This window comes from Comamonas sp. Z1, from assembly GCF_008121555.1.
Classification (GTDB): Bacteria; Pseudomonadota; Gammaproteobacteria; order Burkholderiales; family Burkholderiaceae_C; genus Comamonas; species Comamonas thiooxydans.
Genome location: NZ_VOQT01000011.1, coordinates 38,391 through 64,439, shown reverse-complemented (window position 1 = coordinate 64,439; position 26,049 = coordinate 38,391). Strand labels below are relative to the sequence as shown.

General features: G+C 62.2%; 21 protein-coding genes and 4 tRNA genes. 13 read left to right on the top strand and 12 right to left on the bottom strand.

The window, feature by feature from the left end:
• The first annotated feature begins 11 nt into the window (after window positions 1–11).
• Window positions 12–101: transfer RNA gene (locus tag FSY45_RS18390), tRNA-Ser, on the top strand.
• Window positions 102–103: 2 nt separating this feature from the next.
• Window positions 104–180, top strand: a tRNA-Arg gene (locus FSY45_RS18385).
• A 123-nt stretch (window positions 181–303) separates the two neighbouring features.
• Here the strand turns inward: FSY45_RS18385 and FSY45_RS18380 are convergent.
• Both FSY45_RS18380 and xsc read right to left on the bottom strand, forming a co-directional pair.
• A complete protein-coding gene (locus FSY45_RS18380; protein WP_057093294.1) occupies window positions 304–1,269 on the bottom strand; it encodes a bifunctional enoyl-CoA hydratase/phosphate acetyltransferase in 966 nt (321 codons plus the stop codon).
• A gap of 216 nt (window positions 1,270–1,485) precedes the next feature.
• Window positions 1,486–3,297 (bottom strand): sulfoacetaldehyde acetyltransferase, encoded by a 1,812-nt coding sequence (gene xsc, locus FSY45_RS18375; protein ID WP_148748147.1) that lies wholly within the window; start codon window positions 3,295–3,297, stop codon window positions 1,486–1,488.
• A 134-nt stretch (window positions 3,298–3,431) separates the two neighbouring features.
• Between xsc and FSY45_RS18370 the strand changes: the two genes are divergently transcribed.
• The 3 genes from FSY45_RS18370 to FSY45_RS18360 are packed head-to-tail and all read left to right on the top strand — an operon-like array spanning window position 3,432 to window position 6,926.
• On the top strand, window positions 3,432–4,256 hold the full coding sequence (locus FSY45_RS18370) for an IclR family transcriptional regulator (protein ID WP_003062706.1): 825 nt from the start codon (window positions 3,432–3,434) through the stop codon (window positions 4,254–4,256).
• Window positions 4,249–5,232, top strand: coding sequence for an AAA family ATPase (locus FSY45_RS18365; RefSeq protein WP_148748146.1), 984 nt, complete (start codon window positions 4,249–4,251; stop codon window positions 5,230–5,232). Before FSY45_RS18370 ends, FSY45_RS18365 begins: the two co-directional genes overlap by 8 nt.
• Window positions 5,229–6,926 (top strand): cobalt chelatase, encoded by a 1,698-nt coding sequence (locus FSY45_RS18360; RefSeq protein ID WP_148748145.1) that lies wholly within the window; start codon window positions 5,229–5,231, stop codon window positions 6,924–6,926. Before FSY45_RS18365 ends, FSY45_RS18360 begins: the two co-directional genes overlap by 4 nt.
• Window positions 6,927–7,077: 151 nt before the next feature.
• Here FSY45_RS18360 and FSY45_RS18355 read toward each other — a convergent pair whose 3' ends face one another.
• The 4 genes from FSY45_RS18355 to FSY45_RS18340 form a co-directional block, all read right to left on the bottom strand.
• On the bottom strand, window positions 7,078–7,959 hold the full coding sequence (locus tag FSY45_RS18355; protein ID WP_003062703.1) for an ABC transporter permease subunit: 882 nt from the start codon (window positions 7,957–7,959) through the stop codon (window positions 7,078–7,080).
• Window positions 7,952–8,740, bottom strand: a complete 789-nt coding sequence (locus FSY45_RS18350; RefSeq protein WP_003062702.1) for a taurine ABC transporter ATP-binding protein — start codon at window positions 8,738–8,740, stop codon at window positions 7,952–7,954. The genes FSY45_RS18355 and FSY45_RS18350 overlap by 8 nt, the downstream gene beginning before the upstream one ends.
• Window positions 8,741–8,806: 66 nt before the next feature.
• The gene (gene tauA / locus FSY45_RS18345) at window positions 8,807–9,814 is read right to left on the bottom strand and encodes a taurine ABC transporter substrate-binding protein (RefSeq protein ID WP_003062701.1); all 1,008 of its coding nucleotides are present in this window, start codon (window positions 9,812–9,814) and stop codon (window positions 8,807–8,809) included.
• A gap of 564 nt (window positions 9,815–10,378) precedes the next feature.
• Entirely contained in the window at window positions 10,379–11,800 is a 1,422-nt protein-coding gene (locus tag FSY45_RS18340) for an FAD-binding oxidoreductase (protein WP_148748144.1), read from the bottom strand.
• A 765-nt stretch (window positions 11,801–12,565) separates the two neighbouring features.
• On the opposite strand from FSY45_RS18340, the gene FSY45_RS18335 reads away from it, so the two are divergent.
• Both FSY45_RS18335 and FSY45_RS18330 read left to right on the top strand, forming a co-directional pair.
• Window positions 12,566–12,964, top strand: a complete 399-nt coding sequence (locus FSY45_RS18335) for a nuclear transport factor 2 family protein (RefSeq protein ID WP_003062699.1) — start codon at window positions 12,566–12,568, stop codon at window positions 12,962–12,964.
• A gap of 189 nt (window positions 12,965–13,153) precedes the next feature.
• Window positions 13,154–14,590, top strand: a complete 1,437-nt coding sequence (locus FSY45_RS18330; protein WP_003062698.1) for an amino acid permease — start codon at window positions 13,154–13,156, stop codon at window positions 14,588–14,590.
• A gap of 55 nt (window positions 14,591–14,645) precedes the next feature.
• On the opposite strand, the gene FSY45_RS18325 is transcribed toward FSY45_RS18330, so the two are convergent.
• Window positions 14,646–16,169, bottom strand: coding sequence for a PLP-dependent aminotransferase family protein (locus FSY45_RS18325; protein WP_148748143.1), 1,524 nt, complete (start codon window positions 16,167–16,169; stop codon window positions 14,646–14,648).
• Window positions 16,170–16,445: 276 nt separating this feature from the next.
• Here FSY45_RS18325 and FSY45_RS18320 point away from each other — a divergent pair.
• The 3 genes from FSY45_RS18320 to greB all read left to right on the top strand — a co-directional run bounded on the left by FSY45_RS18320 (window position 16,446) and on the right by greB (window position 17,415).
• Window positions 16,446–16,522: transfer RNA gene (locus tag FSY45_RS18320), tRNA-Arg, on the top strand.
• A gap of 148 nt (window positions 16,523–16,670) precedes the next feature.
• Window positions 16,671–16,747 (top strand) — tRNA-Arg (locus tag FSY45_RS18315).
• Window positions 16,748–16,848: 101 nt separating this feature from the next.
• The gene (greB, locus tag FSY45_RS18310; protein ID WP_046461717.1) at window positions 16,849–17,415 is read left to right on the top strand and encodes a transcription elongation factor GreB; all 567 of its coding nucleotides are present in this window, start codon (window positions 16,849–16,851) and stop codon (window positions 17,413–17,415) included.
• A gap of 132 nt (window positions 17,416–17,547) precedes the next feature.
• Here greB and FSY45_RS18305 read toward each other — a convergent pair whose 3' ends face one another.
• The 5 genes from FSY45_RS18305 to FSY45_RS18285 all read right to left on the bottom strand — a co-directional run bounded on the left by FSY45_RS18305 (window position 17,548) and on the right by FSY45_RS18285 (window position 23,169).
• Window positions 17,548–18,882 (bottom strand): lytic murein transglycosylase, encoded by a 1,335-nt coding sequence (locus FSY45_RS18305; protein WP_046461716.1) that lies wholly within the window; start codon window positions 18,880–18,882, stop codon window positions 17,548–17,550.
• Between the two features lie 120 nt (window positions 18,883–19,002).
• Window positions 19,003–21,258, bottom strand: coding sequence for a bifunctional (p)ppGpp synthetase/guanosine-3',5'-bis(diphosphate) 3'-pyrophosphohydrolase (locus tag FSY45_RS18300; RefSeq protein WP_148748142.1), 2,256 nt, complete (start codon window positions 21,256–21,258; stop codon window positions 19,003–19,005).
• A 104-nt stretch (window positions 21,259–21,362) separates the two neighbouring features.
• The gene (rpoZ, locus tag FSY45_RS18295) at window positions 21,363–21,566 is read right to left on the bottom strand and encodes a DNA-directed RNA polymerase subunit omega (protein ID WP_003052081.1); all 204 of its coding nucleotides are present in this window, start codon (window positions 21,564–21,566) and stop codon (window positions 21,363–21,365) included.
• An 18-nt stretch (window positions 21,567–21,584) separates the two neighbouring features.
• Entirely contained in the window at window positions 21,585–22,214 is a 630-nt protein-coding gene (gene gmk, locus FSY45_RS18290; protein ID WP_003062692.1) for a guanylate kinase, read from the bottom strand.
• Between the two features lie 61 nt (window positions 22,215–22,275).
• A complete protein-coding gene (locus FSY45_RS18285; RefSeq protein WP_034361489.1) occupies window positions 22,276–23,169 on the bottom strand; it encodes a YicC/YloC family endoribonuclease in 894 nt (297 codons plus the stop codon).
• A gap of 89 nt (window positions 23,170–23,258) precedes the next feature.
• Between FSY45_RS18285 and FSY45_RS18280 the strand changes: the two genes are divergently transcribed.
• The 3 genes from FSY45_RS18280 to FSY45_RS18270 all read left to right on the top strand — a co-directional run bounded on the left by FSY45_RS18280 (window position 23,259) and on the right by FSY45_RS18270 (window position 25,885).
• Complete coding sequence (locus tag FSY45_RS18280) at window positions 23,259–24,290, top strand: serine/threonine-protein kinase (RefSeq protein ID WP_034358139.1); 1,032 nt, start codon at window positions 23,259–23,261, stop codon at window positions 24,288–24,290.
• A complete protein-coding gene (locus FSY45_RS18275; protein ID WP_148748141.1) occupies window positions 24,287–25,192 on the top strand; it encodes a PP2C family serine/threonine-protein phosphatase in 906 nt (301 codons plus the stop codon). The genes FSY45_RS18280 and FSY45_RS18275 overlap by 4 nt, the downstream gene beginning before the upstream one ends.
• A gap of 93 nt (window positions 25,193–25,285) precedes the next feature.
• Entirely contained in the window at window positions 25,286–25,885 is a 600-nt protein-coding gene (locus FSY45_RS18270) for a non-canonical purine NTP pyrophosphatase (protein WP_003062684.1), read from the top strand.
• The last annotated feature ends 164 nt before the right edge of the window (window positions 25,886–26,049 follow it).

Below are 26,049 nucleotides of genomic sequence, written 5' to 3'. Positions count from 1 at the left end.
GCTTCGACACAGGAGAGGTGGCAGAGTGGTCGAATGTACCTGACTCGAAATCAGGCGTACGTGCAAACGTACCGTGGGTTCGAATCCCACCCTCTCCGCCAATGCGGCTGTAGCTCAGCTGGATAGAGTACTTGGCTACGAACCAAGGGGTCGTGGGTTCGATTCCTGCCAGCCGCACCAAACGTTAAGCCTCAGAGTAGAAATGCTCTGAGGCTTTTTCGTTTCTGGCGTCTGCCCGATATAGGCGATTGAAGAAAGGCCCGGCGAGCGCAGTGTCCGGCCGGGCCTTGATCAGGTCTTGCTCTATGCCTGCATTCCTGCGCTGGCCAGCACGGCCAGGGCGCAGGAAGCGATGCGGCTGGCCACGGAGTCTGAGCGGCTGGTCAGCACGATGGGCACGCGCATGCCCAGAACCAGGCCCGCGCATTCGGCGTCGGCCATATAGACCAGCTGCTTGTAGATCATGTTGCCGGCTTCCAGGTTGGGGGCCAGCAAGATATCGGGGCGACCGGCGACATCGGAGACGATGCCCTTGTTGTGTGCCGAATGCAGGGAGATGGCGTTGTCGTAGGCCAGCGGACCATCAAAGATGCCGCCCGTGATCTGGCCGCGGTCGGCCATCTTGCACAGGGCTGCCGCATCGATGGTGCCGGGAATGGCAGGGTTGACGGTCTCCACTGCCGACAGCAGGGCCACGCGTGGCTGGACTATGCCGATGGCATGGGCCAGATCGACCGCGTTCTGGGCGATGTCGCGCTTTTCCATCAGGCTGGGGAAGATGTTGACCACGCAGTCGGTCATCAGCAGCGGGCGGTCGTAGCCCGGGATGTCCATGATGAAGACGTGGCTTGCCCGGCGGCTGCCGCGCAGACCGGCTTCGCGCGCCACGGCCGCGCCCAGCAGATCGTCGCTGTGCAGGCTGCCCTTCATCAGGGACCGGGCCTGGCCATCGCGGCACAGGGCTGCGGCCTGGGCCGCCGCGATGCGAGGGTCGTCCGCCGTGGAGTGGATCTCGGCGGCAGACAGGTCCAGACCCGCAGAGCGAGCCGCGGCTTCGATACGCTGCTGTGGACCTACCAGCAGTGGCCTGATCAGGCCTGCCTCCGCCGCTTGCAGGGCCGCCTGCACAGAGCCGCTATCGCAGGGGTAGGCCACGGCCACGGCGACCGGACCTTTGGCGCGGGCGAGCTCCTGCAGATGTTGCAGATGAGGGCGAGGCGTGGCGGGCGCATCGTCGGCGGCCACGGCAAGAGAGAGTGGGGGAGTCATGAATGCTCCTGCGGGAAGTACAGGGCCCGGCGCGAGCAACGCAGGGGGTCTGGGAGTCGGCTTTCGAGGGCCTTGCGCTTTACCCAAGGCGCATGGAGCTGGCGCGGCCCAACCCAGGGACACCGAGGAAGGGCCTGGCCGGCCGCGCCGCCCCGCACCGAGGGTGCCGAGGGGGCGCGCCATGCAACGGGAAGGCGCGCAGCGCCTCAGGGGGTGTCAGACAAAGTCCTTGTACTTGTCCAGCATGCGCACCGGCTTGGACAAGGCGTCGCGGCGGAAGGGATCGCCGAGCTCGCGGGTGCACATGATCTCGATCACGCAGGTCTTGCCTTCCTTCATCTGCATGTCGATGGCTTTTTGCAGTGCCGGGCCCACGTCCTCGATGTGGTCCACCACGATGCCTTCGGCTCCCATGGCCTTGGCGATGTCGGAGAAGCTTTCGCTTTCCAGCTCGCCGGCCACGAAGCGGCGGTTGTAGAAGTCCACCTGGTTCTTCTTTTCCGCACCCCACTGGCGGTTGTGGAACACCACGGCGGTCACGGGGATGTCGTGGCGCACGGCGGTCATGATTTCCATCATGCTCATGCCCCAGGCACCGTCACCTGCATAGGCGATGGCCGGGCGATCGGGTGCTGCACACTTGGCGCCGATGATGGTGGGCAGGGCATAGCCGCAGTTGCCGAAGCTCATGGGGGCGAAGAAGCTGCGCGGCTCGTCGAAGCGCAGATAGCTGTTGGCCACCGAGTTGATATTGCCGATGTCGGTGGACACCATGACGCGTGCCGGCATGGCTTTTTCGAGTTCACGCAGCACCTGGCGAGGGTGCAGATAGCTGCCGCCGGTAGGCGTGCGCTCGCCCTTGGCCTCTTCGATCATGTCCAGGCTGTATGCATCGCGCTCGTGGGTCCAGCCGTCGAGTTCCTTCTCCCAGGCGGCCTTTTCCGTGGCGATGGTGTCGGCACGCGCTGCCTTGGTGGCATCGCAGCCCAGCGTCACATCGGCCAGGCGCCTGCTCAGTTCGGCCGCTACGGCCTTGGCATCGCCGTTGATACCCACGGCGATCTTCTTGACCAGGCCCAGATTGGTGTGATCGGCCTCGATCTGGATGATCTTGGCGGTCTTGGGCCAGTAGTCCATGCCATGCTGGGGCAGGGTGCCGAAGGGACCCATGCGCGAGCCCAGCGCAATCACCACGTCGGCCTGGGCGATCAGCTTCATGGCGGCCTTGGAGCCCTGGTAGCCCAGAGGGCCGGCCCACAGCGGGTGCTTGGCAGGGAAGGCGTCGTTGCGCAGATAGCCTGTGGCCACGGGTGCGCCCAGGCGCTCGGCCAGTTGCTTTGCTTCCTCCACGGCATCGCCCATGACCACGCCACCGCCGGCCAGGATCACCGGGAACTTGGCAGTCTTGAGCAGCTCCACGGCGGCCTGCAGGCTGGCTTCGCCGCCATGGCCGCGGTCCACGCGCATGGGCTTGGGGATCTCGCACTCGATCTCGCCGTAGAAGTAGTCACGCGGAATATTGAGCTGGGTCGGACCCATCTCGGACATGGCGCGGTCGAAGACGCGGCCCGTGAACTCGGCCATGCGCTTGGGGTTGCAGACATGGCCCTGGTATTTGGTGAACTCCTGGAACATGGGAAGCTGATTGGCTTCCTGGAAGCCGCCCAGGCCCATGCCCATGGTGCCGGTCTCGGGGGTCACGATCACCACCGGGCTGTGCGCCCAGTAGGCTGCGGCAATCCCGGTCACGCAGTTGCTGATGCCGGGGCCGTTCTGGCCGATCACCACGCCGTGGCGACCCGAGACGCGGGCATAGCCGTCGGCCATATGGGCCGCACCTTGCTCATGCACCACCGGGATCAGGCGAATGCCTGCGGGGGCGAAGATGTCCATGGCATCCATGAAGGCGGAACCCATGATGCCGAACATCTCGCTGACGCCATTGGCGACGCAGGTTTCCACGAATGCTTCCGAAGGGGTCATCTTGTGAACGCCTTCAACCACTTTACGATTGTCCGTTGCAGCCATCTCTGTCTCCTTGAAAATTTGAAACCTATGGTTCCGAAAAAAGAAATAACGATGTCAGTCTATGGCATTTTTTTGTTTTCGTGCAAATAAATTTCTTTTTATGGAATAAATTGACTCGAAAAATGGAAATTAATATGATCGACAACGATATGAAGCACAGCGAAGACACCCCCTCGGCTCGCCTGGACGGAGACACGCCCAATCTGCGTTTGTTCGCGCTGCTGGAGGCCGTGGCGCAGAAAAGCCAGCCCTTCACCTTGCAAACCATGGTGGAAGAGACAGGCTTGCCCAAGCCGACCATGCACCGCATGCTTGCGCAGCTGGAGGGCGCCGGAATCCTGCAAAGAGATGGCAACGGCCGCCACTACGGCACGGGCCAGCGGCTGATGCGGCTGGCGGAGAACGTGTTGCTCAACAACACCACGCATGGCGCGCGGCATGCGGTGCTGACCCAACTGGTGCGCGAGCTCGGCGAGAGCTGCAACATCACGGCTTTTTCAGGTAGCGAGGTGCTGTATCTGGACCGCGTGGAGACGCCGGCGCCGCTGCGCTTTTATCTGCATCCGGGCTCGCGCGTGCCCGCGCACTGTTCGGCCACGGGCAAGCTGTTCCTGAGCCAGATGTCGCCTGCTCAGCGCCGCCGGCTGCTGGCCAATGTGCCGCTGGAAGCGTTCACCGGCAACACGTTGACGACCTTCGAGGCGCTGGACCAGGAGCTCGATCAGGTGCGCGCCCAGGGCTATGCCTTCGACAACGAGGAATTTCTGCCCGGGCTGCTGTGCCTTGGCGTGCTGGTGCCCGCACCCCATGGCAACTCCAATATGGGGCTTGCCGTGCAGGCTCCCATCATGCGTTTTTCCAAGGAGAAGGCCTTGTCCTTTCTTCCCAAGCTGCAGGCGGCCGTCGCGGCGATCGCCCGCATTAACGATGACGTTCCACCGGAAACCGATGATGACTGACCTGAGCCAGCTGCAGCCCACCCGCACCGTCAGCGTGCGCGATGTATTTGGCATCGACACGGACATGAGCGTGCCGGCTTTTGCCGAGCCGGGCGAACATGTTCCCGCCATTGACAAGGCCTACCGGCTGAATCCGCAGGTGACGCAAGCCATTTTGGCTGGCTTCTCGCACAACCGGCGCGTCGTCATTCAGGGCCTGCACGGCACGGGCAAATCCACGCATATAGAGCAGGTGGCCGCCAGGTTGAACTGGCCCTGCGTGCGCGTGAATCTGGACGGTCATGTCAGTCGCCTGGATCTGGTGGGCAAGGACAGCATCGTGCTGCAGGAAGGCAAGCAGGTGACCCAGTTCCAGGAAGGCATTTTGCCCTGGGCGCTGCAGCGGCCCGTGGCCATGGTGTTTGACGAGTACGACGCCGGACGCCCCGATGTGATGTTCGTCATCCAGCGGGTTCTGGAGCGTGAGGGCAGCTTTACCCTGCTAGATCAGAAGCGGGTGATCCAGCCGCACCCCTGTTTTAGGCTGTTTGCCACCATGAACACCCTGGGGCAGGGCAATCTCAACGGGCTCTATCACGGCACGCAGCAGCTCAACCATGCCCAGCTCGATCGCTGGAATCTGGTCACCAGCCTGAACTATCTGCCCCCGGCCGAGGAGGCTGCCATCGTGCTGGCGCGTGTGCCGGAGCTGGCCACAGCCGATGGGCGTCGCAAGGTGGATGCCATGGTGGCGCTGGCCGGGCTGACACGCAAGGGCTTTGCAGTGGGGGATCTGTCCTTGCTGATGTCTCCGCGCACGGTGATTACCTGGGCCGAGAACATCGCCATCTTCCATGACCTGAAGCAGGCCTTCGAGCTGTCATTCCTCAACAAATGCGAGCCTGCAGAGCGCGCCATCGTGAGCGAATATTTCCAGCGCTGCTTTGCCCAGGAGCTGATGCAGCCCGCAGAACCAGCACTGGCGTTTCTGGCATGAGCGCCGGGACCTCCGGCCCTGCCTCGCTGTCTTGCATGGAGGCCTGGGGCGGCGCCATGCTGCGCGCCGTCACCGGCGACGTCAGCCTGCAATGGAGCGGTCAGACGCTGTACCGCGGCACCACACCCATACCCCAGGCTGCGGCCCATCATAGCCAGGTGCCGGCGCAGCAGACGGATCAGCGCGGCATGCTCGACAGCATGGGACTGCGTCTGCATTGGAGCGACCAGGCACTGTTCCAGGCTCATCTGCCCCAGGACCCGGTGGAGCGCATGGTGTTCGAGCAGCTCGAGCAGTTGCGCGTGGAGAGCCTGGTTCCCGAGACCTGGCCCGGAGCGCGCGAGAACATGCGCCAGCGCTTTGTGAACTGGTGCCAGGCCTTCATGGATTCCGGCCTGACGGAGAGCAGTCTGGGAATTTTGCTGTTTACGGTGGCCATCACGGCCTGGAGCCGGCTGACCGGGCACGAAATACCGGAACGCATGGCCGATCTGGTGGAGTCCACGCGGATGTCCATGGCTTCCCCGCTGGGCCGGCACTGGGATCGGCTGCGGCGCTTCAGAGACCGGCAGCAGCAGTTTGTCGAGCCTGCCCTGGCCGTCAGCCGCTGGGTCGGCATGGCGGTGCGTGCGGCGCAGGAGGATGTGCCACGCGGTGCCGGCAGCGCCAGGCGGCGCAGCAGTTTTGCCCTGCCTCTGCACTTTGAATCCCAGAGTCAGGACGGCATGCCCGTGGCGCAAAGCGGCGACAGCCGGGCCTGGGCCGGCACCGCGCAAAGCTACCGGGTGTTCACGCGCGAGTTCGATAGGGAGGTGCAGGCCGCTGAGCTGATCCGTGCGCTGCAACTGGCCCAGTTCCGGGAGCAGATGGACGAGGAGCTGGCGCGCTCGGGATTGCTGCAGGCCGGGCGGCTGGCGCGCTATCTGCAGCAGCGCCTGGCCAGCACGCAGCGCAATGGCTGGAACTTCGGCCTGGAGGAAGGCCATCTGGACGGCAGCCGCCTTTCCCAGCTGGTGACGGACCCGCAGCAGCGTGCGATCTTCAAGGACGAAATGCAGCGCCCCGTCAACGAGACCGCAGTCACCATTCTCATGGACTGTTCGGGCTCCATGAAGACCTTTGCCAAGCCCCTGTCGCTGTTGCTCGACGTGCTGGGGCGGGCGCTGGAGATGGCCGGTGCGAGCGTGGAGATACTGGGTTTTTCCACGCAGGCCTGGAATGGCGGCAGAACGCGCCGCCGCTGGCAGCGCGCCGGCCAGCCGCAGTTTCCGGGGCGTCTGAACGAGCGCCTGCACATTGTCTTCAAGGACGGGGCCAAGCCATGGCGCCACGCCCGGCATGGCATTGCGGCGCTGCGCAAGCCCGACATCTTTCGTGAAGGCATCGATGGCGAGGCCGTGGAATGGGCGTGCCAGAGGCTGCGTGCAAAGACCGCGCAGCGTCGCATCCTGCTGGTCATCTCCGATGGCTGTCCCATGGATACGGCCACCCATCAGGCCAATGACGAGCATTATCTGGATCAGCATCTGCGGCAGGTTCTTGCCGCCCAGGAACGCACGGGAGGCGTGAAGGTCTGCGCCCTGGGCCTAGGACTGGACCTGGGGGTCTTCTACCGTCAAAGGCTTGCCGTCGATCTGCAGCACGATATCGACGAGACCTTGCTGTTTTCGGTGGCCGAGATGCTGTGCCGATGATGACCGGGGTGGCGCGTGCGACAGGTATCGCACAAGGCCGAGCAAGCTCAGGCGACAAGCCGAAAAACCGGAAAACAGAAAAGCGGGAAGGCGCAATGCCTGCCCGCTTTCTGCTTGCCGGAGCCATCCCCGCCGGGGGGGGCGGCAGCACTTACATGCGTCCCTTCCAGGGAACCAGGCGCTTTTCGACCCAGCGCATGAACAGGTCGAACACATAGGCGATCACACCGATGACGATGATGCCCATGATCACGATGTCCGTGCGCAGGAAGTTCGAGGCGTTGAGCACCATCTGACCCAGACCCACGTTCGCCGCCACCATTTCGGCGGCAACCAGAGTCGTCCAGCCAAAGCCGATGGCAATGCGCATGCCCACCAGAATGTCGGGCAGGGCCGCCGGCAAGATCACATGGCGGATCACCTGGAAGTAGCTCGCTCCCATCGAATAGGCGGCATTGATCTGCTCCTGTGCTGCGCTGCGCATGCCCGAGCGGGCCGCCAGGGCCAGGGGTGCAAAGCAGCTCAGGAAGATCAGCAGAATCTTCGGCGTTTCATCGATACCGAACCAGATGATGATCAGCGGCAGATAGGCCAGTGGTGGCAGGGGGCGGTAGAACTCGATGGGGGGGTCGAAGATGCCGCGTGCAAAGCGTGACATTCCCATCGCAATGCCCAGCGGAACGGCAATCATGAAGGCCAGCCAGAACGCCACGGTCACGCGCAGCAGACTTGCCGAGAAATGCTGCCACAGCGGTTTGTCGTTGGCTTGCCCGGTCAGGTATTCATAGAACTGCTGGAACACCGCTTGCGGGCTGGGCAGGAACAAGGGCTTGATCCAGCCGAGATTGGTGGCGGCAAACCACAGTGCCAGCAGCAAGGCCACGGTGACGATGCTGATGCCGAGGCTGGAGCCTTCGCCGGGGGTCTTGAAGCGACTGGTCTTCACCGGTCCCGACGCCTGCGGGGCAGTGGTCTTGGGCTGCACGCGCGCTGTCGTGGCGGGCAGATGGTTGATTTGGACTGCTTCAGACATTGGCAGGCTCCCGGTGGTGAATCAGACTTAGAACTTCCTCGCGCATCCTGATGAAGTCGGGGCGCGACTTGACGGCACGCGCATCGCCGGTGCGCAGAAACTCATGGCAGAACGGCATATCGTCGTAGACATGGGAGATGCGGCCCGGGCTGGGGCTCATGACGATCAGCCGGCTGGCGAGAAACAGCGCCTCCTCCACCGAGTGGGTGATGAAGAACACCATCTTGTGGGTGGCGTGCCATACGCGCAGCAGGATTTCCTGAACCTGCTCGCGCGTGAAGGCGTCCAGGGCGCCCATGGGTTCATCCATCAGCAGCAGGGCTGGATCGTTGGCCAGCGCACGGGCAATGCCGACACGTTGCTGCATGCCGCCAGACAGTTCATAGACGGCACGCCTGGCGTAGTTCTGCAAGCCGACGAGGCCCAGTTTCTCTTCGGCGATTTGCGTGCGCTGCTTCAGGTCCATGCCGCGCATGCGCAGTCCCAGTGCGACGTTGTCGATCACATTGAGCCATGGCATCAGCGCATGCTTTTGAAACACCACGCCCTGATTGGCTCCGGGGCCCTGAATGGGTTTTCCGTCCAGCAGGATCTGGCCGCTGGAAGGCGCCAGAAAGCCTGCCATGCAATTGAGCAGCGTGGTCTTGCCGCAGCCCGATGCCCCCAGAGCGACCACGAAGTCGCCTTCATGCATGGTCAGGTTGACGGGTGCTAGGGCTTGCAAGTGTCCGCCCTTGACCTCGTAATTGACTGTCAGGTCGCGTATATCCAGAGTCGGCATGACATTGCCCTCCTATGTGAAACAAAGCTGGGAGCCACGACGGGGTTGGCCGTCGTGTGCGGGCAGTCAGCGGCCGAGAGCCTGCTTGACATAGCTGCTGGTCACGTACGCGGCGTAGTCGGGCCTGACCTCCTGGATTCGTCCCTGCGACTTCAGAAACGTTGCGGTATTGGTCATTGCCTTGGCCGCACCGCCTTCCAGCCACTGCACGCCGAGCTGCTCTTCAGCACTGGGGAAGCGGTAAAGCGCCATGGCTGCGGGCACGTCCTTGGGGTCGGCCTTGCTCCATTTGGCAATCGCCTTGATCTCGGGCGAATCGGGAGTCCACCTGGCCAGGTTGTCGCGCACCTGGGCGCTGGCCCGATTCAGGGCCTTGATGAAAGCCACCATGAACTGGGGATTTTCCTGGGCGAACTTGCTGCTCACGGCAATGCCCTCGAAGGTGGGATAGCCCATCTGCGCAATCGAGCCGGAGGTGGCTATCACCTTGCCCTTTTGCTTGACCTTGGCCAGTACCGGATCCCAGACAAAGGTGGCATCGATATCGCCGCGTTCCCATGCCGCGGCAATCTCTGGCGGGCGCATGTTCATGATGTTGACCTTGCGCGCGTCGACGCCTTCCTTGCCCAGGGCAGCGACCAGCTGGTAATGCGCGGTGGAGACGAACGGCACGCCTATGCGCTTGCCTTCCATGCTCTTGAAATTGCTGATGCCGCCGCCATCGCGTGCCACCAGGGCTTCGGCACCGGCGATATCCGCGGAGATCCAGAGCAGCTTGATGTCCTGCCCCTGGCTGGCCGCAGCGGTCAGCGGGCTGGATCCCACCTCTCCCATCTGCACGTCGCCCGAGGCCATCGCCCGTATCACGTCGCCGCCGCCCGAGAACATGCGCCAGTTGATCTTGTAGCCCGTCTCCTTTTCCACCTCGCCCGACTCCATGACCAGGCGCAGAGGCACCAGCATGTCCTGGTTGGCGAAGGTCACGGTTTTCTGCTGCGCCAGCGCGAAGCCGGTCATGGCCAGTGCTGCTGTTGCGGCACCCGCTTTCAGCATCCATCGTTTTTGCATTTTCATTGCCAATTTCTCCATGGTTAGAGCGATATCGGTTGAAGACTTAGACCAGAGAACCCTTGCTGTGCTCACTCTTGCTGACTTGCTTTCCCATTCCCGCTTCTGGCTGAACCGGTAGAAAGCCGCATCGCGAGGCTCAAAGAGCTTTCTGAGCGGATCGTAGTGAGCAACCTTGCGCAGCCAGTAGGGCCAGTTGCTGTGAATCGTTAGGTCCAGTCGCGCACGGCCTGGGATGGGGCGCGCAGCATGGGTCGGCATGCACCGCGACCGTGCATTGCAAAGCCTTGCATGGCGCGGCTTGCGCGGTATATCTCGGTCCTGGTGAAGGGCGTTTTTGCGGCATCTGCATGGGCTTAGGTGGTTTCACTGATCGCAGACAGATGAGGGAGGATTGGGCTGTCCGAGAGGCATGAATGCTGGCGCAATATGCGTGCCAGAGAGGCGGTTTTTCCTGTGGCCGGGGCTCCGGGGTGTGCACCGCACCGCATCCGTAGATAGCATGAAAAAAGCACCTTCCTGGCGGAAGGTGCTCTTCGTTGCGTGAAGCCCGAACGGCTGCTGGCAGGGTCAGTTCTTCTCGTCGTTCATGTGATACCAGTGGTAGAGAAAGCGCTGCCCCATGCGGCGAAATGGTGCAAATGCCTCCGAGCGCACCATATTGAACACATTCGGATATTCGAGCGATGAGTTGTAGATTGGCAACTCGAAGGCCTTGAGGTTCTGGCCTGCGATGCGCTGGGCCATGCGCCGGCCTGCATGCGCAGAGAACGACACGCCGTTGCCACCATAGCCGACCGCATAGAAGACGCTTTCCCTTGGATCGGGCTGGGTGATGCGCGGCATCATGTCGTGGCTCACATCGACCCAGCCCCACCAGGAGTAGTCCACCTGGATTCCCTTGAGGGCCGGGAACTTGTGGTGCAGGCCCTCGACCAGCTTGGCCATATGGACCGGATTGGGCGCATCGGCGCCGGTGACGGCGCTGCGGCTGCCAATCTGCACGCGGTTGTCGGGCAGCTTGCGGTAGTAAAAGCGCAGCGTGCGCGTGTCGGTGATGACTTGCGTGGTCTTGAAATTGGTGGCGGCCAGCTCTTCTTCCGTCAAGGGTCGGGTGACCAGCGAGTTCGAGAGAATCGGCATGATCTTGGAGCGCAGGCTGGGGTGCAGGCCGTTGCTGGTATAGCCGCCGGTGGCAAAGCCGACGGCGCGTGCCTTGACCGTGCCTCCCGGTGTCTGGAGGTAATGCACGCCGTTGCGTGTCTCCATGCCCAGCACGGGACTGGCGGGATGCACCTTCACTCCCAGCTCGCGGGCCTTGCGCAGATAGCCGAATGCCAGCTTGAGCGGATGCACGCCAATGCCGTCGGGCTCATGCATCGCGCCACGGCAGTCGGCGTCATCGACATAGTCGCGGCGCACAGCATCGACGCTGAGTATGCGGGCGTCGTAGCCGAAGACTTCGCGCATGACGCGGGTCTCGTTGCGCAGAAAATCCATTTTTCTGTCGCGGTGGGCAATATACAAATGCCCTCCCGGTTGCGGCTCGCATTCTGGAAACTCCGCAACCAGTTTCTTGAACGTGTCGAATCCTTCGCGGATCTCCGCATCCAGCTTCAGGGCTGTGTCCTTGCCCCAGCGCTCTATCCACTGCGAGCGATAGAGGCGGCCGCTGGCATTCTGGCCCTGGCCGCCGTTGCGGCTGGTGCAGCCCCAGGCGCTCTGGTTGGCCTCGAGAACCACGGCGCGAATGCCGTGTTCGCGGGCCAGAAACAGCGCAGTGGACAGGCCCGTGAAGCCCGAGCCGACGATGACTACATCGGCTTCCATGTCGCCGCAGACCGGGCCATCGTCGTCGGGCGGCCGGCCTGCAGTCCCTACCCAGTAGGTCGGAGCGTAGCCAGCGCCATGTCCGGGATTCCGTGCAACCAGAGGGTCGTATTGCGGGTCGTACGGGTTCAGGTGGCTGGGGCGGATGTCCTCGGCTTTCATGGCGATCGTCTCCTGGTGTGGCTGCGTTTGACGCGGCGTTCTATGGCGATGTAATGGATGGACGCAAAGTCAATGCAGATGCCGTTGCAGGCCACTGCTTGCGATGTCCAGAGCAGCATAGCCAGCCCCTTGTGCAGCTGGTTAGGGCCACGGCACAGGTTTTGATGGAGCCAGCGCGCAAGCCTGGCCATCCGAATCTCGGGATTGCCGCAGACGGGCGGCAGCGAGTCTCCTGCAAACCGGGCGCCCCACCGAGTCGCGCTCGCCGGGCGGGGCTGCGCGCCGGCCTGCTTCAGATCGGCATGACACAGGCTGTGTCAGCCGCAACCTCAGGGGGATGCATTGGAGTCCACCGCCACCTGTGCAGACAGCGGGCGTGGCCGTGAACTGCCCCTGCGCCTGTGGCAGCGATGACCGCATTGAGCGTGTTGATGTTCTCCTATCGTTTTCACCTAAATGAAGCGGCAGAAGAGGCATTTGCCGGCGGGCTTCGGTCTGCATCCGCAAGAGCTGGGGCAGAGCGTCGCGCTCAGAGGAGAAGCGGACTTTCTCAAGGCATCTTTCGGTGCGCGCCGCCGTCATCTCGCGAGGGATCACTGTCTTGCGCGGCAAGGCCTTGGACTTAACGATTGCCGGCAACTGGCCCTACGAAATGGAGCCAGTGCTACCTACCATGAGCCATCGGAATTTCAGGCATTTTTCGATAGAAAGGGGGCGCTTTTGCAATGGTCGCCCCCCATGACATGACAGCAATCTGGAGAGCATATGAGCAAGCAAGAATCCCAACCCGATGTCCAGTTTCTGGCGCGTTTCTCCGACGCGTGGAATCGCCATGACATTGACGCATTGATGGACTTCATGGCCGACGAGTGCGAGTTTCATGCCGTTGCCGGCCCTGATCTGATGGGACGCAGCTTCGTGGGTCGTGAAGCCGTGCGTGAGGGCTTTCAGCTGGCCTGGCAGGCATTCCCCGATGCGGCCTGGGTGGATGGAGAGCATTTTGTGCAAGGCACGCGCGGTGTTTCGGAAAGCACCTTCAAGGGCACCAAGGCCGACGGCCTGCGTGTAGAGGCACGCATGGTCGATGTGTTCACCTTCCGCGACGGCAAGATCGCCGTCAAGAACGCCTACCGCAAGGATCGTCCTCCAGTGGCGCTTTCCTGACACACGGCGGGCCTGCGTGCGCACCTTCTTGCCTTACGGTGGGAGGCGTTGCACGCAGGGCTCCTCACGACAATTTTCAAGCAGATAACTGAACGACCACGGCAGCGGCCTGCACGAGCGGCAAGGCACGACCCGATACATAAAGCCGTGGCGACCGGTATTCCCATGCCGGCAAGACAGGAGACAAAAATGATTGGAAATCCGCATTCGTCGCCGGACGGGCTGTCGCACAGCCTCAAACAGCGGCACATGACCATGATTGCCCTGGGCGGCGTCATCGGAGCCGGGCTGTTCGTCGGCAGCGGCGTGGTCATCAAGTCGGCCGGGCCGGCAGCCGTCATCTCTTTTCTGATCACCGGCCTGCTGGTGGTGCTGGTGATGCGCATGCTGGGCGAGATGGCCTGCTCCATGACAGGCGGCTCGTTTTACGAGTACGCCCGCGAAGCCTGGCGCGACCGGCCCGCCGTGGGGCAGCTGGCGGGGTTTCTGACGGGCTGGATGTACTGGTATTTCTGGGTCATCGTCGTGGCCATCGAAGCGGTGGCGGGCGCCGAGCTTGTGCGCTACTGGCTGCCCGACGTGCCGGCCTGGAGCATCAGTCTGGTCCTGCTGGTCATGATGACGCTGACCAATCTGGTCTCGGTCAAATCCTTTGGCGAGTGCGAGTTCTGGCTGGCATCCGTGAAGGTGGCCGCCATCGTGGTGTTTCTGTTCATTGCCGGTGTCTATGTGCTGGGCCTGACACCGGGAGGCAGCGGAATGCATGTCGCCAACCTGAGCCAGAACGGCGGCTTCATGCCCAACGGCATTGTTCCGGTGCTCACGGGCGCCGTGGCCGCGACCGGCTTCTATTTCGGCGCTGAGATCGTGACGATTGCGGCCGCCGAAACCGCTGAGCCCCAGAAGGCCGTGGCCAAGGCCACGAATTCGGTCATCCTGCGCGTGCTGGTGTTCTATGTGGGATCGGTGCTGCTGGTGGCCTGCCTGGTGCCATGGAACTCCATCGGCATGTCCACGCCCTATGTCAGTGCTCTCGATGCCATGGGCGTGCCGGCCGCTGCCCAGATCATGAATGCCGTGGTGCTGACCGCCGTGCTGTCGGCGCTCAACTCCGGGCTTTATGCCTCTTCGCGCATGCTGTTTGCGCTGACGCGACGCGGCGATGCGCCCAAGGTGCTGGCCCAGGTCAGCCGCAACGGCGTGCCCGTGTACGCGATTCTGGTGGCCACCTTGTTCGGCTACGGTGCCATCGTCATGTCCTATCTGTCTCCCGACAAGGTGTTCGCCTTTCTCGTGAACTCCTATGGCACCGTGGCCATCTTCGTCTACATCCTGATTGCGATCTCCCAGCTGCGCCTGCGCTATCGATTGGAGAACGAGGCTCCGCATCTGCTCAAGGTGCGCATGTGGTGCTTTCCTTATCTGACCTGGCTGGCGATTGCGGGCATGCTGTCCATCGTGGTGGCCATGGGCTTCATTCCCGAACAGCGCACTCCGCTGGCTCTGGGTGTGGCCAGCCTGTGCATCTTGCTGATTGCCTATCGCGTGCGCATGGCGTTGCGGCGCGGAATCAGTCCCGAGGGGCTGCTCGACGAGCTGGCTCCGCCCAAGCTGCGCAAGAATTGATGAGACCGACAAAAAAGCCCCGGACCCTGAGTCCGGGGCTTTTTGTTTTGCGCCTCTACATGCAGTGCATGGCTTCTGCCAGGGCCTTGATGCCGTGGGCGATTTGTCCCGCGGGAATGGACTGATAGCCCAGGCGTATGAAGTTGCCCGTGTTGCGAGGGGAGGTGAAGAACACATCGCCGGGCTCGATCAGCACTCCATGCTCGGCGGCCTGGCGTGCCAGTGCCTGCGCGGGCACATGGTCGGGCAGTTGCACCCAGCACGAGCCGCCGCCGCGTACCGGCGTGATGCGGCATTGGGGCAGGTAGCGAGCCATGGCTGCCGTCAGCTCGGCATGACGCTCTTTCTGGGCCTGGCCGAGGCGGCGCAGCTGGGCCTCGTAGTGGCCCAGCGAGATGAACATGGCCAATGTGCGCTGGATGAAGGTGGAAGGATGGCGGATCATCAGGCGGCGCAGGGCACGCAGCTCCTTGATCAGCTCGGGCGGAGCCACGATATAGCCCACGCGAAGGCCGGGTGCCAGGCTCTTGGAGAGGCTGCCGATATAGATCACGCGGTTGTTGCGGTCCAGGCTTTTGAGTGCCGGGATGGGTTGTTCGTCGAAGCTGCTTTCGCTTTCGTAGTCGTCCTCGATGATGATGAGATCGTGCTTTTGTGCGGCCTCCAGCAAGGCTTCGCGCCGCTCCAGCGGCATGGTGACGCCCGTGGGGCACTGATGGCTGGGCGTGACGTAGAGGTACTCGAGTTTGCGCATGGCATTGACGATAGGCAGTCCATCGCCATCCACGCCAATCGGGATGACCTGCGAGGTGCGGCTGCTGAAGATATTGCGCGCATCGGGGTAGCAGGGGTTTTCGATGCCGATGGAGGTGCCCTCGCGCATCAGCAAATCGGCCACCATGTACAGCGCATGCTGGGCGCCGACCGTGATGATGATTTCGTCGGGTGACGCCCAGACGCCGCGGCGCGGCAGGATCTTGGTCTGCACCTGCTGGATGAGGCTGTCGTCGTCGCGGGTGATGTGATCGGGCGCCCACATGCGGATGTCCACCACGCCCAGGGACTTGAGGCAGCATTCGCGCCAGGCGGCCGTGGGAAACAGCTCCTTGTCGAACTGGCCGTAGAGAAACGGATAGGGGAACCGCTGCCAGTCGTCTTCCTTGACGATGCTGCGCTGCAGGCTGGGGCGCAGCCACAGGCGGCGCGACCAGTCCGTGTGCGCCTCGGCGTCCGTGGTCCTGCCGCTGCCCGGCGTGCGCTCGGCCGTGCGGCCCTGCAGCACATCGGGGTGTATGAAATGGCCTTTTCTCTCGCGGCTCAGCAAGAAGGCCTCTTCGGTCAGCTGCTGGTAGGCCATGACCACGGTGATGCGACCCACGCCCAGCAGCTTGGCCAGTTCCCGGCTTGAGGGGATAGCGTCGCCGGGCGCGAGAATGCCGCTGAGGATGGCATCGACCAGCATTTCGCGAATCTGACCCTGAAGGCTCAGAGAGGGCCTGGCGCTGCGGCGAAACAGCTGCTCCCACATGGCCACGGATGGAGGAATCGAAGGCGAGGCCTGTTGTCTGTCTGTCGTCATTGATGGTTCTGAATGCACTGCCGCAGCGTGCGGCGGCCTGGAGCGACCGGCTGCCCTGACGCGCGGGGGCTGGCTCTTTGGGGTCCATGAACGCGGCATTGCAGAGGCCGCCAGCAGCTTGCTGGCGGACCGGTTTCAACGCTCAAGATTAGCGCATATGCATGTGCTTGGAATCAGGCTTTTCATGTGGTCGCAAGCCTGAAGCAGCGCGCGGGATCCGAAATTCCTGGAGACCTTTTCTGCAGGCTCCAAAAACTGTATATAATTTGAGGCTTAGCGGCTGTAGCTCAGCTGGATAGAGTACTTGGCTACGAACCAAGGGGTCGTGGGTTCGATTCCTGCCAGCCGCACCAAACGACAAACCTCAGAACTGAAAAGTTCTGAGGCTTTTTCGTTTCTGCTCTGCCTGTTGCGACGGGGCTGACGGGCCTGGAGGGTTTTGGAAGAAAAATCCGGGTTTTCACCGATTAGCTTCAAAAACTGTATATAATTCGAAGCTTAGCGGCTGTAGCTCAGCTGGATAGAGTACTTGGCTACGAACCAAGGGGTCGTGGGTTCGATTCCTGCCAGCCGCACCAAACGACAAGCCTCAGAACTGCAAGGTTCTGAGGCTTTTTCGTTTCCGGGCTTTGACGAGCCATGCTCTGATCAGGCCCGGATCTGTGTGAAGATCGGCTTCATGAGCAAGGCTTTCACCAAAGAATCGGACGGCGACGACGATGATGACGTCGGCGCTTTGCCGCCATTGCCCGCCGGCGGCAAGAACTACATCACGCCCCAGGGCTACCAGCGCATCAAGGACGAGCTGCTGGATCTGATCGACAACGAGCGCCCCAAGATCGTGGAGATCGTGCACTGGGCGGCCAGCAACGGCGACCGCTCGGAGAATGGCGACTATCTCTACGGCAAAAAGCGTCTGCGCGAGATCGACCGCCGCATCCGCTTTCTCACCAAGAGACTGGAGATTGCCGAGGTGGTCGACCCTGCCGTGCATGCGGGCAGCGACCAGGTCTTCTTTGGCGCCACGGTCAGCTATGTCGATGACGAGGGCGTGGAGCGCACCATCACCATCATGGGCATTGACGAGGCGGACAGCGCGCAGAACCAGGTCAGCTGGATTGCCCCGGTTTCGCGTGCGCTGCTCAAGGCGCGCGTGGGCGACGAGGTGGCCTTGCCCACACCGGCCGGTGTGCGCATGCTGGAGATTCTGGACGTCAGCTATCCTCAACCCACAACTCGATCCTGATTTCAGGGGCAACAAAAAAGCGCGGCTTCCACATCGGAAGCCGCGCTTTTATTTTGTGAGCTTCACTCGCTTGATATTCAATGATTTCAGATGGTTTTAGTATTGAAGTCGTTGATTAATAAGCGCTAAAAGCTATTGTTTTTGAGATGGGTTGCCAGCCTGCAGGCGTTGCAGCAGCTCCAGCGTGGGGTAGCCGTCTGCCACCAGGCCCTCGCTTTGCTGGTATTGGCGCAGCCCGGCCCGGGTGGCCGGACCCATCACTCCGTCGGCCGCTCCGGTGGCAAAGCCGCGCTGGCTGAGTGCGGTCTGCAGCGCCCGTGTCTGCTCACGTGTGAGTGCGCCGAGATCGCGCGGCCATTCGGCGCTGACACCGCCATTGCCTGCCAGTTGCGATGCGAGCAGGCTCACGGCCAGTGCATAGTTGGTGGAGTTGTTGTAGCGCAGGATGGCGCGGAAGTTGCTGCCCACCATGAAGGCCGGACCACGGGCACCGGCCGGTGCAATGATGCTGGCTCCGGCCATCGCAGGCAAGGCCTGAGCGTTCATGCTTTGCACGCCTTCTGCAGCCCAGGCACTGCTGTTCTGGCGCGTGGAAAGCTCGGTGCGCGCGTAATCGAAATTGGCTGGCAGGCGCACTTCCACACCCCAGGGCTCGCCGGGGTTCCAGCCCGAGCTTGCAAGATAGTTGGCCGTGGAAGCGGCCACATCGGCCATGGAGCCCCAGATGTCGCGGCGGCCGTCTCCATCGGCATCGACTGCATACTGCAGGAAGACCGAGGGCAGAAACTGGGTGTTGCCCATGGCACCGGCCCACGAGCTGATCATATGGGCGGCGTCGATATCGCCGTTGTCGATGATGCGCAGCGCGGCAATGAGCTCCTTCTGCGCCCATTCGGCACGGCGGCCGTCGAAGGCCAGAGTGGCCAGCGCATCCACGGCCGAGAAGCTGCCGAAGTTGCTGCCGTAATTGCTCTCCATGCCCCAGATGGCTGCAATCACGGGCGCCGGCACGCCATAGCGCTGGCTGGCCGCTTGCAGACTGGCTGCGTATTCCTGCATCTTGAGCTTGCCGGTTCTGATGCGTTGTGCGGAGACGGCGCTATCCAGGTACTGCCAGGGCGTGCGCGTGAACTCGGGCTGGGAGCGGTCGAGCTTGACGATGCTGGGCTGGAGTCTGGCGCCGGCCAATGCGCTGCGCAGTGTGCGCTCCGAAATGCCTGCTGCGCGTGCGCGTGGGGCAAATTCCTGCTTCCAGTGTGCGAAGTTGCTGGCCTGTATGGGACTTTCCATCGCTGCTTCGTCAGTGCCTTGCTCTGCTTTGGCAGGCGGTGCCGGTTCGGACACCGCCGCTGCTGGAGGCTCGGACCGGGTGGCGCAGCCTGCGAGCAGGGCTGCTGCGATGGCGGTGATCAGCAGCGGCTGACGGACATTCAGAAGCGAAGGTGCGGTTTGGAGCATGAATGCCATTGTCGCTTGCTGCCGTGGCCTGGGGACTGTTGCATGGCGGGATAGCGCCCGCAGAATGCAACAAAATCTTTCGCCCATGAAAAAGGCCGCCCGAGGCGGCCTTGTGGAGCATGTGGGAGGTCAGGCCATGACGCGGCTGGCACGAATGACCGAGTGCAGGCGGCGCAGATTGCGCAGCGCATTCTCCAGCTGAACGCTGTTCTGCACGGAGATGACAAAGCGCAGGTCGGTGGTGCCGATCGCGGCTTCATCGGTCATCTCGACGCGCACGATATCGGCTTCGGCATTCGATAGCTCGGCCGCCACACGGGCCAGCACGCCCTTGTTGTTTTGCACCGTGACCACGATGCCTGCCTCGAACAGACGTGTGATGTCGTCGGACCAGTCCACGGTGATGAAACGGTCGGCATCCTTTTCACGCAGCTTGATGGCATTGTTGCAATGGGCGTGGTGCACGACCAGGCCCTGACCGCCCAGGTAACCCAGAATCGGGTCGCCAGGCACGGGGCGGCAGCAGTGCGAGTAATAGACCGAGCTGCTCTCGTCGCCGTTGAGCGTGACCGCACCCTGGAAGGGGCGGTTGTGCGTATTGAAGCGCTCCTGCGTGATGAGCAGGGCATCCGGGCGCACCCCCTGCTTGGTCATGAAGGCGGTCATGCGCGCCGCCACCAGCGAGGCGATGCGGCGGCCCATGCCGATATCGACCATGAGGTCTGCGGGCGTGCGGTTGCCCGTGATGCGCAAGATTTCGTCCCAGACGTTCTTGTTGGCATCGTCCTGCGCCGGTACGCTGTCAATGCCTTCGGCACGCAGAGCCTGGGCCAGCAGCGTTTCTCCAAGCTGACCGGCTTCGGTCTGGGCCGCATTCTTGAGGTAGGAGCGAATCTTGGAGCGCGCGCGTCCGGTTTTCACAAAACTCAGCCAGGCCGGGTTGGGCGTGGAGGTTTCGGAGGTGATGATCTGCACCACATCGCCGCTCTTGAGTTCGGTGCGCAGCGGCACTTCCTCGTCATTGATCTTGGCCGCCGTGGTGCGATGCCCGATCTTGCTGTGGATGGCGTAGGCAAAGTCCACCACCGTGGCACCGCGCGGCATGGCCATGATCTCGCTCTTGGGCGTGAACACGTACACGGCATCGGGGAAGAGATCGACCTTGACGTGATCCCAGAACTCCGCCGCGTCGCGGGTCTCGTTCTGGATGTCGAGCAGGGATTGCAGCCACTGGGTGGACAGATGCTCGGAGTCATGACCTTGCTGCGCCTTGTACAGCCAGTGGGCCGCGACGCCGGCCTCGGCCACGATGTTCATCTCTTCCGTTCGAATCTGGAATTCGATGCTGACGCTGGAGGGACCGACCAGCGTGGTGTGCAGCGACTGGTAGCCATTGCTCTTGGCGATGGCGATGTAGTCCTTGAAGCGGCCCGGCATGGGCTTGTACTTCTGGTGCAGCACGCCCAGGGCGGTGTAGCAGTCCAGCGTCTTGGGGACGATGATGCGAAAGCCGTAGATGTCGGTGACCTTGGCAAAGCTCAGCTGGTTCTTCTGCATGCGCTGGTACAGCGAATACAGCGTGCTCTCGCGGCCCAGCAGGCGCACCGACAGGCTGTGCGTGGCAAAAGCGGTGCTGACTTCATCCTGCACGCGATGGACCAGGTCACGGCGGCGTGTACGCGAGCGACCGATGGCTTTTTCCAGCGTGGCATAGCGCCAGGGGTGCAGATGCTTGAACGACAGGTCCTGCAGCTCGCGATAGGTCTGGTTCAGACCCAGCCGGTGGGCGATGGGGGCGTAGATCTCCAGCGTTTCGGACGAGATGCGGCCCCACTTGCTGCGCGGCATGTCGCTCATGGTGCGCATATTGTGGGTGCGGTCGGCCAGCTTGATCAGGATGACGCGCACATCGCGCGCCATGGCCAGCAGCATCTTGCGAAAGGACTCGGCCTGGTTTTCCTCGCGGGTATTGAACTGCAGCTTGTCCAGCTTGGTCAGCCCGTCCACCAGTTCGGCCACATCCTCGCCAAAGCGTTCCTTCAGATCCAGCTTGGTGATGCCGCAATCCTCCATGGAGTCATGCAGCAGGGCCGCCATCAGGGCGGGGGCATCGAGCTTCCAGTTGGCGCAGATTCCCGTGACCGCGATGGGGTGGGTGATATAGGGGTCTCCACTGCTGCGCCACTGATCGGCATGTGCTTGATCTGCGTAGATATACGCTTGGCGCACGCGCTCGGCGCTGTCGGCATCCAGATAGCCGAGATGCTCCATCAAGCCCTCAAAAGCAGCAGCCGACACACGTGCAGCCTGATCAGCGGGCATGCGCTGAGGCTTGGCCGGTGCCGTAGAGGAAGGAGCAATCGTCGAGTTCTGGGCCGCTGTCATATTCCTTAAATGTAGCCTGCAAGTATGGAGTGCAAGCTGCTAGGCACAAAAAAGCACCGACGAGCGGTGCTTAATTGTCTATTTTGGTGCTGCGATGCAACAGCTCAACCCGGCACCTTCTTCAGCATTTCCAGGCCTACCTTGCCGTCTGCGATTTCACGCAGGGCTGTGACGCTGGCCTTATTCTTGGTTTCAATCTTGGGGGTATGGCCTTGATTGAGCATGCGGGCGCGATAAGTCGCGGCCAAAACGAGCTGGAAGCGGTTGGGGATCTGCTCCAGGCTATCTTCAACAGTAATGCGTGCCATCAGGAACTCCGGGAACGGTCAGTTGGATTCAGGGATATTGAGCGACTCGAAGGTGTCGGCGCGAAGGCGCCGCTGGGCCGCATATTTGAGGCGTTGCGCGTGAATGATCGCCTTGAGATCAAAGAGCGCACTCTCAAACAGTTCGTTGATTATAACGAAGTCGAATTTTGCGACCTGCGCCATTTCCTCTTCGGCGTTCTTCAGGCGCAACTCGATGACTTCGGGAGCGTCCTCGCCACGGTTTTCCAGGCGGGCCCGCAACTCGTCCCAGCTGGGCGGCAGGATGAAGATCAGCACGGCATTGGGAAATGCCCGTTTCACCTGCAATGCGCCCTGGTAGTCGATTTCGAGGAGCACATCGGTGCCGCTCTGAATGCGCTCTTCCAGAGACCTCTTGGCCGTGCCGTAGCGGCGGCTGTGCACATTGGCCCATTCCACAAAGCCGTTGTTGGCGACCATGGCGTCGAATTCGGCGTCCGAGACGAAGTAATACTCACGGCCATGTTTTTCCTGGCCGCGCGGCGCGCGCGTGGTGTGAGAGACGGAGGGGTAGACGCGTGCATCGAATTCACGCAGGGCGCGTACCAGAGAGGATTTGCCGGCACCGCTGGGTGCCGACACGACAAATAGATTTCCGGGATGGTCCATGACTTTGGGCATGACTTTGGGCATGAATCGAGCGTACGGGGTAGGTACGCCCAGGGCTTGCTTACTCGATGTTCTGCACTTGTTCGCGCATTTGCTCGATCAGCACCTTCATGTCGACGCTGATGCGGGTCAGCTCCAGCGTGGCTGATTTGGAGCCGAGGGTGTTGGCTTCACGGTGCAACTCCTGGATCAGGAAGTCCAGACGCTTGCCGATGTCGCCACCCTTTTTGAGCAGGCGCTCGATTTCGTCGAGGTGAGAGCCCAGGCGCGTGACTTCTTCAGCCACGTCGATGCGGATGGCAAAGGCCGTGGCTTCGGCCAGGGCGCGGTCCTGGGCGGCTTCGGGTGCAACCGAGCCTTCGCCGAGGGCCATGGCCTCCTTCCAGCGCTCCAGGAACTTCTGGCGCTGCTGCTCCACCAACTGCGGCACCAGCGGCGTGGCGGTCTTGGCCAGTTCGCGCAATTGCTTGATGCGGTCGAGCAGCATGTCGGCCAGGCGCTCGCCCTCACGGGCGCGAGCCGCGAGCAGCTCGGTGACGGCCTGTTCGGCCAGGGCCGGAGCGATTTCGCTCCAGTCCGTGGTGGCGGTGGCGGTGCCGCTGCACAGGCGCAGCACATCGGCCACGGAAAGGTCGCGTGCCTTGGGCAGCCAGGCCTGAACCGAGTCCTGCAGGGTCACCAGGCGTTGCAGCTGGGTGGCTGAGGGTATGGGCAGGGATTGGTTGCTGGAGACGTCGATGGCGGCTCGTACTTCCACCTTGCCGCGCTTGAGGCGCGCGGTGAGCAAGGTGCGCAGGGCCGGTTCAAGGGCGCGCAGTTCGTCGGGAAGGCGGAAGGACAAATCCAGAAAGCGGCTATTGACCGCGCGGATCTCAAGGCCCAGACGGCTGTTGGACTGGGACTCTTGACCACCCTCAACGGATGCGCTGTGCTGGGCACTGGCGTATCCGGTCATGCTGTAAACTGGCATTGGACTTTTGATGGATGCTTGCAATTTCCCGATTATCCGGGTTTCGTATCATCCTTGAGGTTTACCGGTAAAAAATGTCTACAAAAACCAAGCCAGCCCCCCTACCGTCGGGCAGCACAATAGGCGGATACCGGGTGGTGCGCAGGATTTCCTCGGGGGGGTTCGGGATTGTCTACCTGGCTCTGGACGCCGATGGCCAGCAGGTAGCGATCAAGGAGTACCTGCCGGCTTCGCTTGCCACTCGGGCGCCTGCCGAACTGCAGCCCATGGTGGCGCCAGAAAAACTGTCCCTCTATCGCCTCGGGCTCAAGAGCTTTTTCGAGGAAGGGCGCTCGCTGGCGCAGATTTCCCACGCCTCCGTGGTGAGCGTGCTGAATTTCTTTCGCGAAAACGAAACCGTCTACATGGTGATGAACTACCTGGAAGGGGCGACCCTGCAGGAGTTCATCGTCACGGCGCGCGAGCTCAAGGCCGACAAGGTGTTCAGGGAGTCGACCATCCGCTCTCTGTTTGACGAGGTGCTGCGCGGCCTGCGCATCGTGCATCAGCACAAGATGTTGCATCTGGACATCAAGCCCGCCAATATCTTCATCACCAATGACGACAAGGCCGTGTTGATCGATTTCGGCGCCGCGCGCGAAGTGCTGTCCAAGGAGGGCAACTTCATTCGTCCCATGTACACGCCGGGCTTTGCTGCCCCTGAGATGTACCGGCGCGATTCCCAGCTGGGTCCTTGGACCGATATTTACGCCATTGGCGCCTGCATCTATGCCTGCATGCAGGGCATACCGCCCAATGAAGCTCCGCAGCGTCAGGACAAGGACCGACTGGCCCTTGCCTTGAACAAGCTGCGCGGCGTGTATTCGGACAATCTGATCGAGGTGGTGGAGTGGTGCATGGCCATGGATCCGCTCTCGCGCCCGCAGTCGGTGTTTGCCCTGCAAAAAGAGCTGAGCCGCGAAGGCGAGCGTCGCTATACCAAGCTCAGCATGCAGGAGCGCATGCGCATGCAGTTTGACAACATGGTGCATGACGCCAGGAAGAATCTTCAGAAACTCGGCGGCTCCGAACGTGGAGCGGTGACCGACAGCAATCGCAAACCATGAAATTTTCCGTCTTCCAGCTCAGCCGCCGTGGAGGCCGTGCCCTCAACGAAGACCGCATGGGCTACTGCTACACGCGAGAGGCGGCATTGTTCGTGCTGGCGGACGGCATGGGCGGGCATCCGGACGGCGAAGTGGCCGCACAGATAGCATTGCAGGTGGTTTCCACGCTTTTTCAGCAAAAGGCCAAGCCCATGCTGGAAGAGCCTGCCCTGTTTCTGGAAGAGGCGTTGCTGCAGGCCCATCGCCAGATACTGCGTTATGCCAGCACCAAGGGCATGATGGACACGCCGCGCACCACGCTGGTGGCGGCCGTGCTGCAGGACGGCAAGGTGACCTGGATACACTGCGGCGACTCGCGTCTGTACTGGGTGCGCGACGGGCAGCTCGTCGAGCGAACACGTGATCATTCGTACAGCGAGATGCGCAAGGTCTCCGGTGCGCTGGCGCCGGCCAACCGCAATGTGCTGTTCACCTGCCTGGGCTCGCCTTCCAAGCCCATCTTCGATGTGAGCGAGACAAGGCGGCTTGAGGAGGGCGATCAGCTGATGCTGTGCTCCGATGGCCTCTGGGGGGCGGTGCCGACGCCGGAAATTCTCCAGATCATGAACGACAAGGCCGTGGCCCACTTTGTGCCCATGCTGGTCGACACCGCACTCAAGCGCGCCGGGGACGGCAGCGACAATGTCACCGTGCTGGCACTGGTATGGGAAACACCGAATAATTTCGAGCCGTCTTCCATTTCCACACAGGAAATCGAGGATCAGGGCTTCGAGTCCACGATACAGGTGGGGCCGATCGAAGACTGCGAGGATGAACTCGACGACGAGGCCATCGAGCGATCGATCGCCGAAATCAACGAGGCCATACGCCGTTCGGCACAGCGCCAGAAAGCCAAGACCTGAACACGGTTGCACGCTGCAATAGGCGCTGGCTTGAAACTACTGAATCAATAGCTGATTGCGCAAGCGCCATAAGCGCTTCCATGGATTTTTATTATGAAAATTGTGCTGGCATCCAACAACCGCGGAAAGCTCGCCGAGTTGCAAGCCATGTTTGCCCCGCTGGGCGTGGAGCTGATTCGTCAGGGCGATCTGTTCGAGGGAGAAGCTCCCGAGCCCTATGGCACCTTTGTAGAGAATGCGCTGTCCAAGGCGCGCTTTGCGGCCGAGAAGACCGGCTTGCCCGCCATTGCCGATGATGCCGGCATGTGTGTGGATCATTTTGGCGGTCTGCCCGGCGTGGACACGGCCTACTATTGCACCCAGTTCGGCTACGAGAAAAGCGACGACAACAATGTGCGCGCGCTGCTCGAGCAGATGCAGGGTGTGACCAACCGCCGTGCCGCCATGGTCAGCACTCTGGTGGGCGTGCGCTCGCCCAAGGACCCCGAGCCGCTGATTGCCGTAGGACGCGTGCAGGCTCTGCTCACGACCGAGCGCCGTGGCAGCAATGGCTTCGGCTTTGACCCGGTACTGCTTATTCCCGAGCTGGGCCTGACCTTTGCCGAGATGGAGCCCGAGCTCAAGCATGCGCACAGCCATCGTGGACTTTCTTCGCGCACCATGATCGAGATGGTGAAAGAGCGCTGGTTATAACCAGCGGTTCCCCCTGAGGCGCTTTGCCTAGGCGGCCCCGCGCCTTCCCCCTTTCTCTGCGCGCTATGGAAGGGGGACGACAGCCTCGCTGCGGGGCGGCGGGGCCGCCTAAGCCCTTGCTTGCTGTCCCATGGTTGGGGTGTGCTAGTTTTAGCGGCGTCGGT

What these genes read in the sequence shown, in the direction of transcription:
- greB (WP_046461717.1), top strand. Translation starts at nt 16,849, where the DNA reads ATGAGCAAGGCTTTCACCAAAGAATCGGACGGCGACGACGATGATGAC.
- FSY45_RS18360 (WP_148748145.1), top strand. Translation starts at nt 5,229, where the DNA reads ATGAGCGCCGGGACCTCCGGCCCTGCCTCGCTGTCTTGCATGGAGGCC.
- FSY45_RS18300 (WP_148748142.1), bottom strand. Translation starts at nt 21,258, where the DNA reads ATGACAGCGGCCCAGAACTCGACGATTGCTCCTTCCTCTACGGCACCG.
- xsc (WP_148748147.1), bottom strand. Translation starts at nt 3,297, where the DNA reads ATGGCTGCAACGGACAATCGTAAAGTGGTTGAAGGCGTTCACAAGATG.
- FSY45_RS18355 (WP_003062703.1), bottom strand. Translation starts at nt 7,959, where the DNA reads ATGTCTGAAGCAGTCCAAATCAACCATCTGCCCGCCACGACAGCGCGC.
- FSY45_RS18380 (WP_057093294.1), bottom strand. Translation starts at nt 1,269, where the DNA reads ATGACTCCCCCACTCTCTCTTGCCGTGGCCGCCGACGATGCGCCCGCC.
- FSY45_RS18280 (WP_034358139.1), top strand. Translation starts at nt 23,259, where the DNA reads ATGTCTACAAAAACCAAGCCAGCCCCCCTACCGTCGGGCAGCACAATA.
- FSY45_RS18275 (WP_148748141.1), top strand. Translation starts at nt 24,287, where the DNA reads ATGAAATTTTCCGTCTTCCAGCTCAGCCGCCGTGGAGGCCGTGCCCTC.
- FSY45_RS18340 (WP_148748144.1), bottom strand. Translation starts at nt 11,800, where the DNA reads ATGAAAGCCGAGGACATCCGCCCCAGCCACCTGAACCCGTACGACCCG.
- FSY45_RS18335 (WP_003062699.1), top strand. Translation starts at nt 12,566, where the DNA reads ATGAGCAAGCAAGAATCCCAACCCGATGTCCAGTTTCTGGCGCGTTTC.
- FSY45_RS18285 (WP_034361489.1), bottom strand. Translation starts at nt 23,169, where the DNA reads ATGACCGGATACGCCAGTGCCCAGCACAGCGCATCCGTTGAGGGTGGT.
- FSY45_RS18350 (WP_003062702.1), bottom strand. Translation starts at nt 8,740, where the DNA reads ATGCCGACTCTGGATATACGCGACCTGACAGTCAATTACGAGGTCAAG.
- tauA (WP_003062701.1), bottom strand. Translation starts at nt 9,814, where the DNA reads ATGAAAATGCAAAAACGATGGATGCTGAAAGCGGGTGCCGCAACAGCA.
- FSY45_RS18370 (WP_003062706.1), top strand. Translation starts at nt 3,432, where the DNA reads ATGATCGACAACGATATGAAGCACAGCGAAGACACCCCCTCGGCTCGC.
- FSY45_RS18305 (WP_046461716.1), bottom strand. Translation starts at nt 18,882, where the DNA reads ATGGCATTCATGCTCCAAACCGCACCTTCGCTTCTGAATGTCCGTCAG.
- FSY45_RS18330 (WP_003062698.1), top strand. Translation starts at nt 13,154, where the DNA reads ATGATTGGAAATCCGCATTCGTCGCCGGACGGGCTGTCGCACAGCCTC.
- FSY45_RS18270 (WP_003062684.1), top strand. Translation starts at nt 25,286, where the DNA reads ATGAAAATTGTGCTGGCATCCAACAACCGCGGAAAGCTCGCCGAGTTG.
- rpoZ (WP_003052081.1), bottom strand. Translation starts at nt 21,566, where the DNA reads ATGGCACGCATTACTGTTGAAGATAGCCTGGAGCAGATCCCCAACCGC.
- FSY45_RS18365 (WP_148748146.1), top strand. Translation starts at nt 4,249, where the DNA reads ATGACTGACCTGAGCCAGCTGCAGCCCACCCGCACCGTCAGCGTGCGC.
- FSY45_RS18325 (WP_148748143.1), bottom strand. Translation starts at nt 16,169, where the DNA reads ATGACGACAGACAGACAACAGGCCTCGCCTTCGATTCCTCCATCCGTG.
- gmk (WP_003062692.1), bottom strand. Translation starts at nt 22,214, where the DNA reads ATGGACCATCCCGGAAATCTATTTGTCGTGTCGGCACCCAGCGGTGCC.